General features: G+C 74.3%; 11 protein-coding genes, 3 tRNA genes and 1 pseudogene. 9 read left to right on the top strand and 6 right to left on the bottom strand.

Annotation, left to right across the window (positions count from 1 at the left end; all coding sequences use genetic code 11):
* Positions 1 to 541 precede the first annotated feature (541 nt).
* A complete protein-coding gene (locus tag ACSLIC_RS12395) occupies positions 542 to 1243 on the top strand; it encodes a bifunctional DNA primase/polymerase (protein WP_436737719.1) in 702 nt (233 codons plus the stop codon).
* Between the two features lie 460 nt (positions 1244 to 1703).
* On the opposite strand, the gene ACSLIC_RS12390 is transcribed toward ACSLIC_RS12395, so the two are convergent.
* The 3 genes and pseudogenes from ACSLIC_RS12390 to ACSLIC_RS12380 all read right to left on the bottom strand — a co-directional run bounded on the left by ACSLIC_RS12390 (position 1704) and on the right by ACSLIC_RS12380 (position 4665).
* The gene (locus ACSLIC_RS12390; RefSeq protein ID WP_436737718.1) at positions 1704 to 2696 is read right to left on the bottom strand and encodes a DUF5926 family protein; all 993 of its coding nucleotides are present in this window, start codon (positions 2694 to 2696) and stop codon (positions 1704 to 1706) included.
* Positions 2697 to 2848: 152 nt separating this feature from the next.
* Positions 2849 to 3474, bottom strand: a pseudogene (locus ACSLIC_RS12385) (ATP-binding protein).
* A 333-nt stretch (positions 3475 to 3807) separates the two neighbouring features.
* On the bottom strand, positions 3808 to 4665 hold the full coding sequence (locus ACSLIC_RS12380; protein ID WP_436737717.1) for a glycerophosphodiester phosphodiesterase: 858 nt from the start codon (positions 4663 to 4665) through the stop codon (positions 3808 to 3810).
* A gap of 263 nt (positions 4666 to 4928) precedes the next feature.
* On the opposite strand from ACSLIC_RS12380, the gene ACSLIC_RS12375 reads away from it, so the two are divergent.
* The 6 genes from ACSLIC_RS12375 (at position 4929) to ACSLIC_RS12350 (ending at position 10959) form a co-directional block, all read left to right on the top strand.
* Positions 4929 to 6335: a S1C family serine protease gene (locus ACSLIC_RS12375; RefSeq protein WP_436737716.1), complete on the top strand. Its 1407-nt coding sequence runs from the start codon at positions 4929 to 4931 to the stop codon at positions 6333 to 6335.
* A 53-nt stretch (positions 6336 to 6388) separates the two neighbouring features.
* A tRNA-Ser gene (locus ACSLIC_RS12370) sits at positions 6389 to 6475 on the top strand.
* Positions 6476 to 6765: 290 nt separating this feature from the next.
* Entirely contained in the window at positions 6766 to 7077 is a 312-nt protein-coding gene (locus ACSLIC_RS12365; protein WP_436737715.1) for a hypothetical protein, read from the top strand.
* A gap of 278 nt (positions 7078 to 7355) precedes the next feature.
* Positions 7356 to 8402, top strand: a complete 1047-nt coding sequence (locus tag ACSLIC_RS12360; RefSeq protein WP_436737714.1) for a DUF1906 domain-containing protein — start codon at positions 7356 to 7358, stop codon at positions 8400 to 8402.
* A gap of 170 nt (positions 8403 to 8572) precedes the next feature.
* Positions 8573 to 9130 (top strand): SigE family RNA polymerase sigma factor, encoded by a 558-nt coding sequence (locus ACSLIC_RS12355; RefSeq protein ID WP_436737713.1) that lies wholly within the window; start codon positions 8573 to 8575, stop codon positions 9128 to 9130.
* A gap of 179 nt (positions 9131 to 9309) precedes the next feature.
* Positions 9310 to 10959, top strand: coding sequence for a long-chain fatty acid--CoA ligase (locus ACSLIC_RS12350; protein ID WP_436737712.1), 1650 nt, complete (start codon positions 9310 to 9312; stop codon positions 10957 to 10959).
* 80 nt (positions 10960 to 11039) lie between these two features.
* Here ACSLIC_RS12350 and ACSLIC_RS12345 read toward each other — a convergent pair whose 3' ends face one another.
* Together ACSLIC_RS12345 and ACSLIC_RS12340 are read right to left on the bottom strand one after the other, a co-directional pair.
* Positions 11040 to 16517 carry a PAS domain-containing protein gene (locus ACSLIC_RS12345; RefSeq protein ID WP_436737711.1) on the bottom strand — a complete coding sequence of 1826 codons (5478 nt, stop codon included), beginning with the start codon at positions 16515 to 16517 and terminating at the stop codon, positions 11040 to 11042.
* A gap of 165 nt (positions 16518 to 16682) precedes the next feature.
* A complete protein-coding gene (locus ACSLIC_RS12340; protein WP_436737710.1) occupies positions 16683 to 17162 on the bottom strand; it encodes an SSI family serine proteinase inhibitor in 480 nt (159 codons plus the stop codon).
* A gap of 204 nt (positions 17163 to 17366) precedes the next feature.
* On the opposite strand from ACSLIC_RS12340, the gene ACSLIC_RS12335 reads away from it, so the two are divergent.
* Both ACSLIC_RS12335 and ACSLIC_RS12330 read left to right on the top strand, forming a co-directional pair.
* Positions 17367 to 17457 (top strand) — tRNA-Ser (locus ACSLIC_RS12335).
* 307 nt (positions 17458 to 17764) lie between these two features.
* Positions 17765 to 17837, top strand: a tRNA-Arg gene (locus ACSLIC_RS12330).
* A 76-nt stretch (positions 17838 to 17913) separates the two neighbouring features.
* Here the strand turns inward: ACSLIC_RS12330 and ACSLIC_RS12325 are convergent.
* Complete coding sequence (locus ACSLIC_RS12325) at positions 17914 to 18105, bottom strand: hypothetical protein (RefSeq protein ID WP_436737709.1); 192 nt, start codon at positions 18103 to 18105, stop codon at positions 17914 to 17916.
* Positions 18106 to 18131 lie beyond the last annotated feature (26 nt).

Genomic DNA, 18131 nt, shown 5'->3' with positions numbered 1-18131 from the left:
TCCACATCTACACGCAATGAAGACGGGATGTCCAGCATTGTCCTGTGGGGGTGCCCCAGGTTCCTGCGGCTGGCGCGGGCCAGGGGCCACCTGGACCAATAGGGCGAACTTGGCTCGAAAGCGTCAGCGGGAACCGCATATTGCGGTCGACTGACTTCGTTCGTCCGAGGGGTGCAGACAGTCCCCGGGCGAATGCTTCGGGAGGACGCGTCACAACGGCCGTGCCGGGTACGAACACCGAGAGGGTGTGGACCGGGGGCAGGCAGGGGCCCTGAGGGAACCTGGCGGCCACCCCGGGCGTCCCAGTCGACAGCGACCGCGCCCCATCCTCCCGCGGCGGAGGCGACAGGAGTCTCCGGTCCGGAAGTCGCGGTTCCGGTAAGCGCCAGGCGTCGCCGTCCTCCGCCTGGTTCCACGCACGGCCCCACGGGGCGCCCCCTGCCGCAGGCCGGGGATGTGATGCGCCAGTTTGTACGCACGGTGAAGTGACGCACGTCCAGTGTGATGACCCTCGGCGTTCAACGGAAAGGAACGAGCGCTCATGCGCGAGATCCTCGGAAGGCGACGCAAGCTCCGGTCCCGGCGCACCCGCGGGGGCGCCCCGGCGGCCTGTCCCGAACCGCCCCACCCGACCGACCGGCCCGACCTGACCGCTGTGGCGGTGGCGGCGATCCACCGGCACTGGCCGGTCGTCCCCGGCGCCCGGCCCGACCCCGCGAGCCCGAACGGCTGCGGCTGCCCGGACCCCGCGTGCGCCCTGCCCGGCGACCACCCGGCCGACCCCGGGCTCCTCGCGGCCACCACCGACGAGCGCATGGTCCGCTGGTGGTGGAACGAGCGCCCGGCCGCCCCTGTCCTCCTCGCCACCGGGTGCGGCGCCAGCGCGGTCAGCCTGCCCGCCGTGGCCGCCGCCCGCGCCCTCGCCGTCCTCGACCGGGCGGGCATCGTCACCGGGCCCGTCCTCGCGACGCGGGACCGCTGGGCCCTGCTGGTCGCCCCGTACTCCCTGCCGCGCCTCGGTGAGCTGCTGTACGCCAAGGACCACGTCCCCGGCTCGCTGCGCTTCCACGGCGAGGGCGGCTACCTGCTCCTGCCCCCCTCGGCCAAGGGCTCCGGCCGGGTCCGCTGGGAGCGTCCGGTGGAGGAGGCCCCGGGTGGCCCGGTCCTGCCGGAGATCGGCGTCGTACTCGACGCCCTGGTCGACGCGCTTGAGGAGACCGGCGTCAACGCCTCCGACCTGTAGCGGGTGACCGCCCCGGACCATCGGAGACCGGCCCCTGTGCGGTGCGGCCGAAGAGCGGCGGCGCCGGGGCGTGGGCGCCAACTGCCCCCGGGGCGCGGAGCGGTGATGGTTCTGCGGAGCGCCGCCCCGGGTCCTGCGGGCGTGGTGTGTGTGGGGGAGAACGCGGCGGCTTCGGCATCGCGCGTCGGCGCGGCGAAGGGCCCGGCCCCGTCCGGATGGCGTCCGGACATGGAAGTGCCCGGTTGCTGGCGACGGGGGATGCACCAGCAACCGGGCTACTCGAACCGTAACAAGAGATCGCCGGTTAGCAAATTCGATCGGGCCGCCCCGCAAGCCGATTTCCCTGCGCAAACGGGCGGGTGTGACAGGAGTCACCGCCCGTACGGCCGCCGGACGGGCGAAGTCCGGCGCGTGCGGCTGACGGGGGCCCGCCACGCGCGGGCCCCCCGTCAGCCGCCCCTCAGTTGAGCGTGACCTGCCGGTTGGTCAGGCCGCCCCGGGCCCGGCGCTCCTCGGCGGTGAGCGGAGCCTCCTCGGCGAGCGCGGCGGCGAGCCGCTCGGCGAAGGCAGCCGCCGGCTTCTCCACGTCCTCGGCCTCCATCCCGGTGGGCAGGTCCCACACCGGAACCGTCAGCCCGTGGGCCCGGAACGACCCGACGAGCCGCGTCCCCTCACCGAGCGAGGAGGCGCCCGCCGCGTGCAGTCGCGCCAGCGCGTCCAGCAGCCGCTCCTCGCTGTGCGGCATGACCCACCGCAGGTGGTTCTTCTCCGGCGTCCGGCACCAGTACGCCCACTCGACGCCGGTCAGCCGGGAGGTCGGGATGGCGGCCTCGTTGGCCCGCTCCAGCGAGGCCGCGACCTCCGGCGAGGACTGCCCGGCCCCGGCCTCCGGCACCCAGAACTCGAACCCGCTGCGCACCTGCGGCTCGAACGGCGCCTCGGGGTCCAGCAGGTCCTGGAGCCGGGGCCGTTCGGCGGCGGAGGCGGCGGACTGGGCGGGCAGCCGGCGTACCTCGACGGGCGTCCCCGGCTCGGCCTCCAGGGCGCGCAGCAGGGTGTCGGCCAGGTCGCGGCTGAGGTCGCCGGAGGGGGTGTCGTTCTGGAGGCCGAGCAGGACGGAGCCGTCCTCGCGGCGCAGCGCGGGCCAGGCCAGCGGCAGCACGGTGGCGAGCGTCACCGAGGGCACGCCCTCGGGCAGGCCGTCCTTCAGGGTCAGTTCGACGGTGGCGGCGGGCACCAGCTCACGCAGCGCCACCCAGTCCCCCTCGCCGGCCAGCCCCTGGAAGGGGCGCTGCACCAGCTCGGTCACGGCGTGCGAGGCGGCCCGCCCGTGACACGCCTTGTAGCGGCGGCCGGAACCGCAGGGGCAGGGTGCACGGGCTCCGACGACCGGGATCTCCCCGTCGGCGAGCTGTGCCTTCTTGCCCGGCTTCTGCGGACGCTTCTTGGCCATCGGATCTCTCCCCGGTACGGCTCGTCTGGTACGGCGCGAGCCTAGCCGCTCCCCCGCCGGGCGAAGGCGGCCTCGTCCGGGCCGTCACCCCCGCGTGCGCGCCGCCGGGCAAGGCCGTACCGGCGAACGCCCGCAGGGGCCCGGGGGCGCGTTCAGGCCAGGTCGTCGAGCGCGCCCAGGGCCTCGGTGAAGTCGAGCTCCGCCAGGGCCGAGACCGGCGGGGCGGCGATCCGCTCCGCGAAGTCCTCGCGCCGGTGCCCCGACGAGAGGAGGGCCCAGACGGTGAGTTCGCCGCAGGCGCCGTCACGGACGCCCCACTCCTCGGAGAGGGCCGTGATGATGTTGAGCCCCCGGCCGCCCTTGGCCGTCACCGACGGGGTGGACGGGACCGGGCGGGTCGGGCCGCCGCCGTCCGTGACCTCCACCGTCAGCCTGCCGCGGTCGTCGACCCGCCAGGCGGCCCGTACGTCGCCGTCCCCGATGGGGGCGTCGTCGAGCGGACGGCCGTGCCGGCAGGCGTTGCTCAGCAACTCCGACAGGATCAGTACGGCGTCGTCCACGGCTGAATCCGATACTCCGCTCATCCGCAGCTGCTCGCGCATGCGGCGTCGCGCCTTCCCCACGCCCGCAGGGCCGTGAGGAACAGCCATGCTCGACGACGTGGGCACTTCTTGTGCCACCACCAACGCCACCCCCGGACCTCCTTTGCCCCACGCCAGAGGGTGAATGCCCCATTGCATCCGACCGGAAACCGGCCAATCCGCTCCCGGTGACGCATTCGGCGGGCGCGGCCACGCAAAGAACGCGCCGGTGCACTCCCCGTGAGGACAATCAGAGAATTGTGGTGACGTTATGGGAGGCTAACGCCCGGTTTGCGCAGCTGGTGGACCGGCCCGGAAGCGAAACAACCGCTTCCGCCATCGTGTCCCCTTTCACACTTTCGCTCCCCCCTCGCGGGCGTGTGAGCAGCGGTTCCGCTTTGCAGCAGCGCACACCCGGCGCGCGAAAGGTGCTCCGCGCCCTCCCGGATGTGCGCCTCACGCGCCCCCGGCGGAGGGGGCGGTGGCAGCCCGGTCGAGTCGGTGGAGAGGGAAAGCGGCAGGGGCGGTTCTCAGCCCCGCCCGAGCTGCTTCAGCACCGCGCGCGGCCGGTTGGTGATCACCGCGTCCACCCCCAGCTCGGCGCAGAGGGCGACGTCGGCCGGCTCGTCCACGGTCCAGACGTGGACCCGGTTGCCGGCCCGGTGGACCTGGTCGACATAAGAGGGGTGCCCGCGCAGGATGCGCATGCTCGGCCCCGAGATGCCCACCCCCGGCGGCAGCCGGCCGTCCCGGTGGCGTACGCCGACGAACTGCATCAGATGCACCGTCGGCAGGTGCGGGGAGGCGGCGCGGACCCGGTGGAGCGAGCGGGCCGAGAAGCTCATCACGCGTACCGGTGACGCGGCGGACGAGTCCGGCGCGTCCAGACCGAAGCGGTGGAGCAGGGCCAGCAGCCGCTCCTCGACCTGCCCGGCCCAGCGGGTCGGGTGTTTGGTCTCGATGGCCAGCTCCACCCGGCGCCCCGCGTCGCTCACCAGCTCCAGCAGCCTTTCCAGGGTCAGCACCGAGGTGCGCTCCGCGTCCCATTGCGGCCGCTCGCTCACCGGCGGCACCGGAACGGCGGCGTCCGGCCCCGCACCCGGACCCACGGGGCCGACCCGGGTGGTGTCCTTCCAGGAGCCGAAGTCGAGGGCGGCCAGCTCGGCGAGCTCCAGGGCGGAGACGGCGCCGCGCCCGTTCGAGGTGCGGTTGACCCGGCGGTCGTGGACGCAGACCAGATGCCCGTCGGAGGTCAGCCGCACATCGCACTCCAGGCCGTCCGCGCCGTCCTCGATCGCCTTGCGGTACGCGGCCAGGGTGTGTTCCGGCACGTCCGCCGAGGCGCCGCGGTGGGCGATGACCTTGATCGGTTCCCGGGGTGTGGGCATCACCCGGTCATGGTGTCACCGCCGGCGGGCAGACGCGTAAAAGAAGCACCCGGCGCCGGTCTCCGGCAGGGTGGAGGAGCGTGGCGGGAACTTTCCCCGGCGCGCGCCCGTTTTGCCGGAAGTAAGAGGATGGCGGTGGGTGCACAGGGTCGCCTTACGGCGCCCTGACGTCCGGTGGGAAAAGCTGACTGCGAACATCTGGACAGTCGGGCCGTACCGGGCCGCGACCGTGACCGATCGCCGTGGACCGAGGAGAACCAGCTGTGAGCACCGAGAACGAGGGCTCAGGGACCGAGGGCGCCGGGGCCGAGGGTGCGCAGGTACCCCCCTCCGTGCCGCCCGCCCCGTCCGTACCCCCCGCCCCGGTGGACCCCGCCAGGGGTGACGCGCAGCAGCCCGCGGCCGCCGGGGACTGGCCCCCGCCACCGCCCCCGAACGCCCCCTCCCCCTATGCCGAACCGCCCGCCACCCCGGCGTACGCCGGCGGCGGTTCCTACGCGACCCCCGGCGGCGCCCCCGCCTGGGGCTCCTCCTACCAGCCGCCCGCTCCCGCCAAGGGCCGGCGCCGAGGGCTGGTCGCGGCGGTGCTGGCGGCGGCACTGGTCGCGGGCGGCGTCGGCGGCGGCATCGGGTACTGGGCGGCCAGCGACGGCGACGCAGGCTCGGGTTCCACCACCGTCTCCGCCTCCGACACGCCGACGAGCCTCAAGCGCGAGGCCGGCTCGGTGGCCGGCGTCGCCGCCAAGGCACTGCCGAGCGTCGTCACCATCGACGCCCAGGGCGGCGACGGCGAGGGCGGCACGGGCACCGGCTTCGTCTACGACAAGCAGGGCCACATCCTCACCAACAACCACGTCGTCGCCTCCGCCGCCGACGGCGGCAAGCTCTCCGTCACCTTCTCCAACGGCAAGCAGCACGAGGCCGAGGTGATCGGCCGCGCCGAGGGCTACGACGTCGCGGTGCTGAAGCTGCGCGGCAGCGACGGCCTCGCCCCGCTGCCGCTCGGCAACAGCGACAAGGTCGCGGTCGGCGACTCCACGATCGCCATCGGCGCCCCCTTCGGTCTGTCCAACACGGTCACCACCGGCATCATCAGCGCCAAGAACCGCCCGGTCGCCTCCAGCGACGGCGGGAACTCCAAGAGCTCCTACATGAGCGCTCTCCAGACCGACGCCTCCATCAACCCGGGCAACTCCGGCGGCCCGCTCCTCGACTCCGGCGGCGCCGTCATCGGCATCAACAGCGCCATCCAGTCGGCGGGCAACGGCATGGGCGGTTCCGGCCAGGCGGGTTCGGTGGGCCTCGGCTTCGCCATCCCGATCAACCAGGCGAAGAACGTCGCCGAGCAACTCATCAAGACCGGCAAGCCGGTCTACGCGGTCATCGGCGCCTCGGTCTCCCTGGAGGACAACCGCATGGGCGCCACCATCTCCGACGAGGGCCCCGGCGGTCAGCCCGCCATCTCCCCCGGCGGGCCCGCGGCCAAGGCCGGTCTGAAGCCCGGTGACGTGATCACCAAGCTGGACGACACCGTCATCGACAGCGGCCCCACCCTCATCGGCGAGATCTGGACCCGCCAGCCCGGCGACACCGTGAAGATCACCTACGAGCGCGGCGGAAGGACCGAGACGGTCGACGTCAAGCTGGGCAAGCGCGTGGGCGACGACTGAGCCGTTACTCTTGTCCCCGCGCCACCACGCCCGACGGGCGGCCCGTGGCGCGGGGTGGGTTGCCCGAGCGGCCTAAGGGAACGGTCTTGAAAACCGTCGTGGCAGCGATGTCACCGTGGGTTCAAATCCCACACCCACCGCAGAGGTTGAAGAACGTGGGCAGCAGAAGGGGTGTCTCCGGTGGGAGGCGCCCCTTCCGTGTGTGCGGGAGCGGTCGGCGCCAGGTTGGTGGCCGTGGCGGGCCGTTGGGGGCGCATGGCGGGTTTAGAAGGAACTGATCACACGTGAGGGGGAAGTGAGGGGTCTCGGGCGGTTTCCGGCGGTGGTGCTGGGCAGTTCTGGTCCAGCAACCGCAGCGCCTCCGGGCAGTCGGCCAACTGGCCGGGGGGACAAGGCACTTACCGGGGCAACCCGGGCTATGGAGGAACACATGGCAAGCATCCGCACCGCTCGCGTTCTCGCCGCCGTCGCCGCGCTTCCGCTGGCCGCGGCCCTCTGCACGGGGGTCGCCGTCGCCGACAACGGCTCGTTCGCGAACGACGGAGCGAACGCCGCCGTGGCGACGGTCGACGGCAGCGGGGTCGGCGACGACAACAGCGGCAACTCCGCCACCACCCAGCAGCAGGCCGTCGGTTCGGGCGCCTCGAACGAGAACAACTCCGCCCAGGTCGACGACTCGGCCTTCACCGTGATCGACCAGTCCGACAAGAGTGTCCAGGTGAACTTCACGCAGCTCTGGTAAGCCCCCTCCCAGGTTCCGTGGTCCGTACGGGGTCGAAGGCCATGGGTGACCTGCCTGCGCGGCGGTGCGCGACGCACCGCCGCGCAGTGGTGTGTGCGGGCACGGGCGCGGACCGCCCGCGAGCGGGCGCACGAGCTGGAGGCGCGGGGCGGGCCCCAGCACGTCCCGCGCGCGGGCGCGACCCGGGAGCCCGCGTATGAGGTGTTTCGCCACCCCGGATGGATGAAGCGGGGGCGCGCCCCCGCCGTGTCGCGCCCGGGGCGATTTTCACTCATCACATGAGACGCCGAATGATGATCAGAAGATGGGTCGCACTGGCGGTGGCGGTGGCCTCCGCCGCGGGTGCCGGGGCGACGACCGCGTACGGCGACACCGCCGACCCGCCGCCGACGCCGGAGCAGATCCTCGGCGAGCCGGCCCCCGGGGCCCCCGAGGTGGACGCCGCCCCCGAACCGTCCCTGCGCCCCCTCCCCGCCCCCCAGGGCCGGCAGGCGGCCCAGGCCCAGCCCGTCCAGGCCCAGCCCGTCCAGGCCCAGCCCGTGCCGGGCGTACCGGAGTTCCCGGCCTCCTGGCAGCTGCCGGAGGTCGGCCAGGAGCTCCTGGCGGAGGCGAACGTCTTCCGCGGCAAGGCGTTCGACACCTGCCACGCCCCGTCGGTCGGGGTCCTCCGGAACTGGCGCGCCTCCGACTACCGCGGTGTCGGGGTCTACTTCGGCGGGCGCGGCCGGGCCTGCCCGAACCAGCCGAACCTGACCCCGGGGTACCTGCGGGAGGCCGACCGCATGGGCTGGAGCTTCCTGCCGATCTACGTCGGTTCGCAGTCGCCCTGTGTCGTCGCGTCGAACAAGCAGAACGTCCGGATCACCGGCGACCCCGTGGAGCGGGGCGCGCAGGAGGGCGCGGACGCGGTCGCCCGCGCCGCCGCCCTCGGCATGGAGCGGGGCAGCGCCCTCTACCTCGACATGGAGGCGTACGACCACCGGAAGGCGGACTGCGCCTCGACCACCCTTGCCTTTGTCCGCGCGTGGAACCGTGAGGTCACCGGCAGCGGCTACCTGCCGGGCTTCTACTCCAGCGCCTCCTCCGGCATCACCCACCTGGAGAGCGAGCGGCGGGCCGGTACGCGGGACCTTCCGGCGGCCATCTGGTTCGCGCGCTGGCAGCAGCGGCCGGACCTCTGGGGCGAGCCCGTCCTCGCCCGGGACGCGTGGGCGCCGGACGCCCGCGTGCACCAGTACACGGGCAACGTCACGGAGACGCACGGCGGCAGCACCCTGACGATCGACCGCAACCAGGTCAGCGCCCCGGTGGCCCGTATCGGCTGAACACCGGGCGGACGCGGGGCCGTCCGGCCTCCGGGACGGCCCTGAGCGGCCCCGGGCGGGCCCTCCACCTTCAGGAGGTGCGCGGCGGGCCCGTCCTACACCCACAGGGGGACGGGGCTTCGGGACCTGTGGGCGATCCGCCGCCGGGGCCGCGCTCCTAGCGTGGAGCCATGACAGTGACCCAGGTGTCCGTCCGCACCGGCACGTCGACGTCGGGCGGCGCCTCCCCGGCGCGCTACCCGTCCTTCGCCTCCTACGTCGAGGCCCGCCAGTCCGTGCTGCTGCGGACCGCCCGCTCGCTGACGCCGAACCCGAACGACGCGGAGGACCTCCTGCAGACCGCGCTGGCCAAGACGTACGTGGCCTGGCCGCGCATCGAGGACCACCGGGCGCTCGACGGGTACGTGCGCCGCGCCCTGGTCAACACGCGGACCTCGCAGTGGCGCAAGCGCAAGGTCGACGAGTTCGCCTGCGAGGAACTGCCCGAGCCCGAGGTGCTCCCCGGGGTCGACCCGGCGGAGGCGCAGAGCCTGCGCGACGCCATGTGGCGCGCGATCCTGAAACTGCCGACCCGTCAGCGCGCCATGGTCGTCCTGCGGTACTACGAGGACCTCAGCGAGGCCCAGACGGCGGCGGTACTGGGGGTCTCGGTGGGGACCGTCAAGAGCGCCGTCTCCCGCGCGCTCGGCAAGCTGCGCACCGACCCGGAGCTGACCGCCGCCCGCTGAACGCGTGCGCCGGGGCCCGGAGCCACCCGGTACCGGTCGACACGTCGCCCTCGTCCTCGGCTGCCCTGTACAGCACCCTTCGCTCGGATTTCAAGACCCCCGGACTAGTGACATACCAAGCGGTATGGGCCGAGAATCAGGCCAAACCTACTGCCGCGTAGCGCCCCCGGGAGGACGCCGTGCTGAGCACCATGCAGGACGTACCGCTGACCGTGACCAGGATTCTCATGCACGGCATGACGATCCACGGAAACTCGCAGGTCACGACATGGACGGGAGAGGCCGAGCCGCAGCGCCGCTCCTACCGTGAGATCGGCGAGCGGTCCGCACAGCTCGCCCACGCCCTCAAGGACGAGCTGGGTGTCCGGCCGGACGACCGGGTCGCCACCCTGATGTGGAACAACGCCGAGCACGTGGAGGCGTACTTCGCCATCCCGTGCATGGGGTCGGTCCTGCACACCCTCAACCTGCGGTTGCCCGCCGAGCAACTGGCCTGGATCGTCGGCCACGCGGCCGACAAGGTGGTCATCGTCAACGGCTCGCTGCTGCCGCTGCTCGCCCCGCTTCTGCCACACCTGCCCACCGTCGAGCACGTCGTGGTCTCCGGCCCCGGCGACCGCTCCCTCCTCGAAGGCGTGGCCCCCCGCGTCCACGAGTACGAGGAACTGCTCGCCGGCCGCGCCACGCACTACGACTGGCCGGAACTGGACGAGCGCGCCGCCGCCGCGATGTGCTACACCTCCGGCACCACCGGCGACCCCAAGGGCGTCGTCTACTCCCACCGCTCGATCTACCTGCATTCCATGCAGGTCAACATGAGCCAGTCGATGGGGCTGACCGACGCCGACACCAGCCTCGTGGTGGTTCCCCAGTTCCACGTGAACGCCTGGGGCCTGCCGCACGCCGTGCTGATGACCGGCGTCAACATGCTGATGCCCGATCGCTTCCTCCAACCCGGTCCGCTCGCCGAGATGATCGAGGCCGAGCGGCCCACCCACGCCGCCGCCGTCCCCACCATCTGGCAGGGTCTCGCCGCCGAGCTTGCCGCCAAGCCCCGCGACGTCGCCTCGCTGACCCAGGTCACCATCGGCGGCGCGGCCTGCCCGCCCTCGCTGATGGCGGAGTTCGACCGGCTCGGCATGCGCGTCTGCCACGCCTGGGGGATGACGGAGACCTCGCCGCTCGGCACCATCGCCCGGCCCCCGGCCCACGCCGTGGGCACCGAGAAGGAGATGGCCTACCGCCTCAGCCAGGGCCGTTTCCCCTCCGGCGTTCAGGCCCGGCTGTCCGGACCCGGGGGCGAGTACCTGCCCTGGGACGGCACCTCCGCCGGTGAGCTGGAGGTCCGCGGGCCGTGGATCGCCGGTGCCTACTACGGGGGCGCGGACGGTCAGCCGCTTCGCCCCGAGGACAAGTTCAGCGCCGACGGCTGGCTGAAGACCGGGGACGTCGGTGTCATCACCCCGGACGGCTTCCTCACCCTCACCGACCGCGCCAAGGACGTCATCAAGTCCGGAGGCGAGTGGATCTCCAGCGTCGAGCTGGAGAACGCGCTGATGTCCCACCCCGACGTCGCCGAGGCCGCCGTGGTGGCGGTCCCCGACGACAAGTGGGGGGAACGCCCGCTGGCCACGGTCGTCCTCAAGGAGGGCGCCACCACCGGCTTCGCCGAGCTACGTGAGTTCCTCGCCGGCTCGGTGGCCAAGTGGCAGCTGCCGGAGCGGTGGACGGTCATCGAGTCGGTTCCGAAGACCAGCGTCGGCAAGTTCGACAAGAAGGTCCTGCGCCGCCAGTACGCCGAGGGCGGGCTGGAGATCACGACGCTGTAGCCGGGCGGACACGGAAGATGGGGCGGGGTCCGCGGACCCCGCCCCATCTCGCTGTCTCTCCGGTCAGCCGTCCGCCCGGCTCAGTTGGTACCGATCTTCGCCAGCAGGTCGACGATCCGGGCCTGGACGTCCTCGCTGGTCGACCGCTCGGCCAGGAAGAGGACGGTCTCCCCGGAAGCGAGCCTCGGCAGCTCCGCCGGGTCGATCCCGGCAGCCGTGTAGACGACCAGCGGGGTGTGGTTGAGCCGCCCGTTGGCCCGCAGCCAGTCCACGACCCCGACCCGCCTGCGGCGGACCTGCATCAGGTCCATCACCACGAGGTTGGGGTGCATCTGGGTGGCCAGGTTGACCGCGTCGGTGTCGGTGGTGGCCCGGGCGACCTGCATGCCCCGGCGCTCCAGCGCCGCCGTCAACGCCAGCGCGATCTCCTCGCGCTCCTCGATGAGCAGGACCCGCGAGGGGTGCTGCTCACTGTCGCGCGCGGCGAGCGCCTTCAGAAGGACGGCCGGATCGGCACCGTACGCCGCCTCGCGCGTCGCCTGTCCCAGACCCGCGGTCACCAGGACCGGGACCTCGGCGGCCACCGCGGCCTGGCGCAGCGACTGGAGGGCGGTCCGGGTGATCGGCCCGGTCAGCGGGTCCACGAAGAGCGCGGCCGGGAAGGCGGCGATCTGCGCGTCCACCTCCTCCCGGGAGTGCACGATCACCGGACGGTAGCCGCGGTCGCTGAGCGCCTGCTGGGTGGAGACGTCGGGCGCCGGCCAGACCAGCAGCCGCCGGGGGTTGTCGAGCGGCTCGGGGGGCAACTCGGCGTCCTGCGGCTGAGGCTGTGGCTGGTTGGCCACCTCCACGGCGCCGTTGGGCCCGTCGAGCGGCTCCGGACCCTCGGCCCCCGCGTCGGGCGCGCCAATCGCATACGAGCGGCCCTGAGCGGGATAGCCGTCGGTCTCGGGTGTGGGCGCGGGCGCCGGTGCCGGTGCCGGTACGGGCCCGCCGGGCGCGGGAGCCGCCTGCTGCGGCGGCGTCTGCGGGGCGGGCTGCTGAAGCGCGGGCGGCGCCTGCGGGGCGGGCTGCTGAAGCGCGGGCGGCGTCGCGGTCTCCTCGGCCGCCGGAGGCGTCCCCAGCTTCCGGCGGCGGCCGGAGGCGGGCGCGGCCGGAGGCGGCGGATTCTGCGGAGGCTGGGCCGGGTTGTTCAGCGGGCGGCGCTGCGGCTCGGCAGGACGGCCGGGGGCCGCGAAGGGCACCCCTTGGCCGAGGGTGCGCACGCTGAACGCCCGGTTCTGCGCGGAGACGGCCTGCTGCTCGGGGGACTCCGCCGGGAGCGGCTGGGCCACGCGCTGTGGCTGCGGGGCCGGTACCGCGGCGGATGTTTCACGTGAAACAGGGGCGACCGGAGCCTCGTTGGATGTTTCACGTGAAACGGGCGTCCCGCCGCCTCCCACCTCGGCGGGTGACGTTTCACGTGAAACCGCTTCGGGCTGCGCCTGGAGGTCCGGGACGCTGCCCGTCTGCGGTCCGCTGGTCGGCTCCTGTGCCTCGGCGGGAGGAGCCGCCTCGGGCAGGGGCACGGAGCCCGTCGCCGTCGTGGGCACGGCCCAGCCGTCGGCGGCGGGCGGGGGGACCGGGGTGCCCCCGGCAGGCGTCGCCTCCGGCAGCGGGGCGGAAGCGGCCGGCAGCGGGTGCGGCTGTGGCGGGGTGTGGTCGAGCGCGGGGTGCCCCGCCGGCCCGTGCGAGGTCTCCGCCGACGGGAGTGCCAGCCCGGGCCCGGACTCCGGGGCCGGAGCCTCGCCCGGCGGCTGTCCGGGCCCGTCGGCCAGGGCGCGGCGGGCCCGCCGGGGTGCGGGGGCCTGCTGGTCAGGCGACGCCTGCCGCGGCTGCTGGGGGGCGGGCGCGCCGGGGTAGGACGCGCCGGGCGGAGCCTGGACCGGAGGAACAGCGGGCTGCTGGACGGGCACGCCCTGCCGCACCGGGGGCTGCCCCGGGGCGGGCTGCTGCGGCGGGAGCCCGGAGGCCGGGACGTCCTGCCTCACTTGCGCGCTCGGGGTGCCCGGCCCCGAAGTGGTCTGGTTCCCCGGGGCTCCGGGGGCCGCCGGCGTGCCGGACACGGGCGGGAGCGGCATGGAGGAGGTGGGGCCGTCCTGCGGCGCGGCGGGGAGCTTCGGCGGAGTGAGCGGGTGCTGTGGCTGCACGGCCGCCGGGTCCGGAGCGGGGACGGCGCCCGGAGCCGATGCCACCTGCCCGGTTCCGGGGGCGGTCGGCGGTACCGGCGAGCCCGCTGCGGGGGCCTGGAGCGCCTGGCCGGCGGCGAACGGCGGCGTCAGCGGGCCTGAGGCCGGGGTCTGGGGCGCGGGCCGTCCGGGCTGGTCCGGCCGGGCCGTCTCCGCCGGGAAGCCGGGCGGGACCGGTGCCTGCGGAGCGGCGGGCTCCGGGAACCCCGGCGCCGGAGGCATACCGGCCATAGCCGCACCCCGCCCGGCCGGACCGGCGGGCCCGTCCGAGGTCGCGGAGCTTGCCGGAGGGGCCAAAGCTTCGGCGGGAGCGGCCGGAACAGCGGGGGCCGGAGGCGGAGTTACCGGGCTCGCGGCGGTGTCGGCGGCCATCGGGGCGGGCGGCACCGGCACACCGGGGGCCGCCGTGACCGGCGGCACCGGCACACCGGGGGCCGCCGTGACCGGCGGCACCGGAGCCGAGGAGGTGTGCGGGCCGCTCGGCTGCCCGGGGAGCGCCGTCCCGGTGGACGTGGCGGTCGGGCCGGCGGGCGGGGCGGGCGGCGGGGCCATGGGTGTGGTGGGCGCGGCGGGCGTCTGGGGGTCGGCCTGGCCGGACGCGGGCGCACCGGCCGACTGCCCGGAAGGCGTGCCCGGGGCCGGAGCGCTCGGGGCGCTCACGACGGGGGGCGGCGCGGCGGCCGGCGCCTGGGGGTTCGGCGTGCCCGGCCGGGCGGGCTGACCGGAGGCGGACGCCCCGGCCAGAGGCACGGGCACAGCGGCGCCCGGCAACTGGGCCCCCGCGTCCAGGGCCTGCGCGTCGGGGGCGGACGGGGCGAGGGGCACGGGCCGCTCGCCCCGCGTCTGCCCGCCGACGGGCGGCAGGGCGGGCAGGGCGGAGGGCGTGGCTGCCGGCCGCTCGGCGGCGGCTCCCCGCTGGTCGTCGGGGGCCTGGGTGGGGCGCGGCACGGCGGCGGTGAGTCCGGGGCGGACCCCCGGGGCGATGACGACTGCTCCACCCGGGCCGGTGGAACCGGAGGGCGGCAGCGCGGGCTGAGCGGCGCGGCGCCCGGTCGGGGGCACCCCCTGCGGAGGCACCGTTCCTCCCAGCGCGCTGGCGGAGGCGGCGGTACCGGCGGCGTGCTCGGCCGCGGTGGTCACCGCTCCCTCGGAGGTCGGGGCGGTCTCGTCCTGGGGAGGGGCCGCGCGGCGGCGCCTGCGTCCGGTGCCGCCCTCGGTGGCGCCGGTGGGCGAGGGCAGGGCGACCGCGCCGCCCGGGGCCGCGTCGCCGTCCTGCCCGGTCAGTACCGCCTCGACCGGTGTCTCGTCGGCTGCCCGGCGACCGCGGCGGCGACCGGTGGGTGCCGCGGGGACCTGCTCGGGTGCGGCGGGGGTCGCGTCGCCGGCGGCGCCGAGGAAGGAGTCGACGGAGGAACGCGGCGCGGCACGCCGGCGCCGGCGCCCGTGCGGCCGCTCGGCTCCGGCGTCCGGGGTCGTTCCCTCGGACGCCCGCGCGGGCGTCTGCCCGGCGGGCAATTGGCCCTGCTGCGGGGCCGCCACCGCCCCGGCGCCCTCGCCGAGGGGGATGTCGAGGATGTAGGCGCTGCCGCTCATACCGGGCATGGCGTGGGTCTGGAGGACGCCGCCGTGGGCCCGGACGATGCCGCGCACGAGGGGCTCGTGCACCGGGTCGCCGCCCGCGAACGGGCCGCGTACCTCGATGCGTACCACGTTGCCGCGCAGGGCAGCCGCGACGACCACCGTGGAGTCGATGTACCCACCGGCCATCGCCTGCGGGGTCTGCCGGGCGTTGCCGGTGGCGTCGATGCCGGCCACGTCGGCGATGAGGTGGGCCAGCGCCGTGGCGAAGCGGTGCGGGTCGATCTCCGCCTCGATGGACGGGGCGTGCACGGCGAACTGCGCCCGGCCCGGCCCGATCAGCTCGACGGCGCCCTCGACGCCCGCCGCGATGACCTCGTCGAGCAGCACCTTCTTGCGGTCCAGGCTGTCCTGCCCGGCGTCGAGCCGCTGGTAGCCGAGGACGTTGTCGACGAGGGTCGTCATCCGCGCGTACCCGGCGGAGAGGTGGTGCAGGATCTGGTTGGCCTCGGGCCAGAGCTGGCCCGCCGGGTCGGCGGCGAGCGAACCCAGTTCGCCGCGCAGGTGGTCGAGAGGGCCGCGCAGCGAGTCGGAGAGCACCGCGAGCAGCTGGTCGTGGCGGGCGGCGAGCGCCTCGTAGCGGTCCTTCTCCCGCTCACCGAGGGCCGCGTACCGCTCCTTCTCGGCCTCCGCAAGCGTCTCGTACCGCTCGGCGGAGTCGCGTTCCAGCGTCTCGTACCGCTCGGCCGACTCCCGCTCCAGCGTCTCGTACCGCTCGCGGGAGGTGCGTTCCAGTTCCTCGTACCGCTCGCGCGAAGTGCGTTCCAGCTCCTGGTACTTCTCGGCGGAGGAGGTCTCCAGCCCCTCGTAGCGCCGCTCGGCGGCGGCCTTCTCCTCGGCGTGCTCGGCGAGGAGCGCCTCGTGTGCGCGGCGGTCGGTGAAGGTGACCACGGCGCCGACCAGTTGGTCCCCGTCGCGGACGGGCGCGGTGGTGAGGTCGACGGGCACCGGAGAGCCGTCCTTGGCCCACAGCACCTGCCCCCGGACCCGGTGCTTGCGCCCGGAGCGCAGTGTGTCGGCGAGCGGCGACTCGGCGTACGGGAAGGGCTCGCCGTCGGCACGCGAGTGCAGGACCAGCGTGTGGAACTCCCGCCCGCCCAGGTCCCCCGCGCGAAAGCCGAGGATCTGCGCCGCCGCCGGGTTGACCAGGACGACCCGCCCGTCGGTGTCGGTGCCCACGACGCCCTCGGCCGCCGCCCGCAGGATCATCTCGGTCTGCCGCTGCGAACGCGCCAGCTCCGCCTCGGTGTCGACGGTTCCGGACAGGTCCCGGACCACGATCATCAGCAGTTCGTCGCCGGTGTACCGCTGGTCCCCCGCGCTGGTCCCCAGCTGCGAGGGGGCACCCCAGCCGGACTCCCGCCCCTCGGCGAGGCCGGCGCTGGTCACCTCGACGGGGAACTCGGTGCCGTCGGTACGCCGGGCGGTCATCCGCGTCGGCCGGGTGCGGCCCTGATCGTCGACGGTGTCCGGGCGGCGCATCGATCCGGGGATCAGCCGTGAGTCGAACTCCGGGAGCAGATCGAGCAGTCCGCGCCCGACCAGTGCCGTCCCGGGGGCTTCCAGGCGCTCCAGGGCGATGGTGTTGGCGTTGACGACCGTGCCGTTGCAGTTGACGAGCACCAGGGCGTCGGGGAGCGCGTCGAGTATTGCTGCGAGGCGAGCAGCGCCTCGTGATGGCCTGCTGCTCACGACGACGGTTCCTCCCTGATCACTGCGGTTTGCCGACCTCTCGGGTCATCCTGGCCCCGGGTCCGCAGCCTGTCACGGGAGGGAGTCTACGGGCAGACAGGGCCCCGGGTGCCGGATGGGAGGGAGGTCGCACGGAGGAGGTGTGTGCCCTGTGCGCGGGCCGCGTCATGATCCGGTCGCAGGCAGAACGGGCACGAGCCGGTTCCACCGCGCGATCCGGCACCCGTCGGTACGCGAGAACGACGCGTCCACGGCCCGCCCCCGCCACGTCCCCTCGACGCGCGCCGTCGCGGGCCCGCCGTGCTGCATGGTGCACATCGCGTCCGGCGGGACCGGCGCGAACGGGTCCTCGCCCTCCGCGGCCAGTTCCGCCAGCCGCCCGCACGCCCCCGCCACGTCCGGGTGGTCGCCCCCGGTGGGCCGGCACCGCAGGACGAACCTCCCGTCGCCCGCCCCCGCGTCGCGCACGGTCACCGTCAGCCGGTCCTGCTCGGCGCCGAGCCCGGGCCCCGCGCCGAGCCCCGGCGCCCCGATCGGCGGCGGCACGGGCCCGCCGGGACCGGCGTGCGCCTGCGCGGCGAGCGGAACGGCGCCCAGCAGGGCGGCGGCTGAGGTGGCGAGGGCGAGGGCGGTACGGCGCAGCAAGGGGGCTCCAGGTCGTCCGGTGCGGATCGCCGGGGGGTCCGGCGCCCTGCCTAACGCCCCACCGCCGCCGACGTTCCGCTTCCGTACCGCGCCGTGAATGCTTTGCCCTGCGGGCGTCGCGCCTAGTACCTTGGGTGGCGATTGGTGACGGGCCACCTGGCTGTGTCATCATCTGGACGCACCTTCGCCACGCGGGGGTGTGCTGGAGGCGTCGCCTAGTCCGGTCTATGGCGCCGCACTGCTAATGCGGTTTGGGGTTTACCCCCCATCGAGGGTTCAAATCCCTCCGCCTCCGCGTCACCGAAGCCCCGATCGCCCAGCGGTCGGGGCTTCGTCGTGCGCGGGACGTCCGGGCGCCGACATCGATCGCGCCCGAGGGGTTGCCTTCCGGCGGCGGAGGGAAGCGGAATCGGAGCGCTGGGCCCCGTCCGGTGCTCCGGAGCCGCTCCCGGACTCCGGCCACCTCGCCACCCCACCCCCACCCGTCTGGACGTTTCCGCAGGTCAGAGGGGGTGGGCTAATCGGATTTCGCCTCACGGCGCAGGTCATGTAATGTTGTCCACGCAACGCCGACCGGGGCGAAAAAAACCCGGGAAGCACAAGCACTCGTAGCTTAACGGATAGAGCATCTGACTACGGATCAGAAGGTTGCAGGTTCGAATCCTGCCGAGTGCACACAGGTAAGAGGCCCCCGGATCACTCCGGGGGCCTCTTGCGTTGGGCCGTACAGCAGCGAAGTACGGCAGCCGTGTCAGCCGGTACCGCCCCTCGCGTCGGACAGGGGGCCGATCGCGGCGCGTACGTCTTCCTCGCCCGCTTCGGCGTAGACCTCCGTCGGCATGGCGATCGGGGAGTGGCGAAGAATCCGCTGGGCGATCTTCGGGTGCACCTTGAGGGCGACCAGGAGCGGGCTGCACGTGTGCCGGGTGAGGTAGAGCCGCACGTATCCCTCGTACGAGAGGCACGGCG

The organism is Streptomyces sp. BBFR102, from assembly GCF_051397025.1.
Taxonomy (GTDB): domain Bacteria; phylum Actinomycetota; class Actinomycetes; order Streptomycetales; family Streptomycetaceae; genus Streptomyces.
Note: the sequence above shows the minus strand (reverse complement) of the source record. Positions and strands in the feature narration are given on the sequence as shown.

Excerpts from the sequence above, each read along its gene's own strand:
- ACSLIC_RS12395 (WP_436737719.1), top strand. The coding sequence starts at position 542 with ATGCGCGAGATCCTCGGAAGGCGACGCAAGCTCCGGTCCCGGCGCACC.
- ACSLIC_RS12365 (WP_436737715.1), top strand. The coding sequence starts at position 6,766 with ATGGCAAGCATCCGCACCGCTCGCGTTCTCGCCGCCGTCGCCGCGCTT.
- ACSLIC_RS12355 (WP_436737713.1), top strand. The coding sequence starts at position 8,573 with ATGACAGTGACCCAGGTGTCCGTCCGCACCGGCACGTCGACGTCGGGC.
- ACSLIC_RS12390 (WP_436737718.1), bottom strand. The coding sequence starts at position 2,696 with ATGGCCAAGAAGCGTCCGCAGAAGCCGGGCAAGAAGGCACAGCTCGCC.
- ACSLIC_RS12360 (WP_436737714.1), top strand. The coding sequence starts at position 7,356 with ATGAGACGCCGAATGATGATCAGAAGATGGGTCGCACTGGCGGTGGCG.
- ACSLIC_RS12380 (WP_436737717.1), bottom strand. The coding sequence starts at position 4,665 with ATGCCCACACCCCGGGAACCGATCAAGGTCATCGCCCACCGCGGCGCC.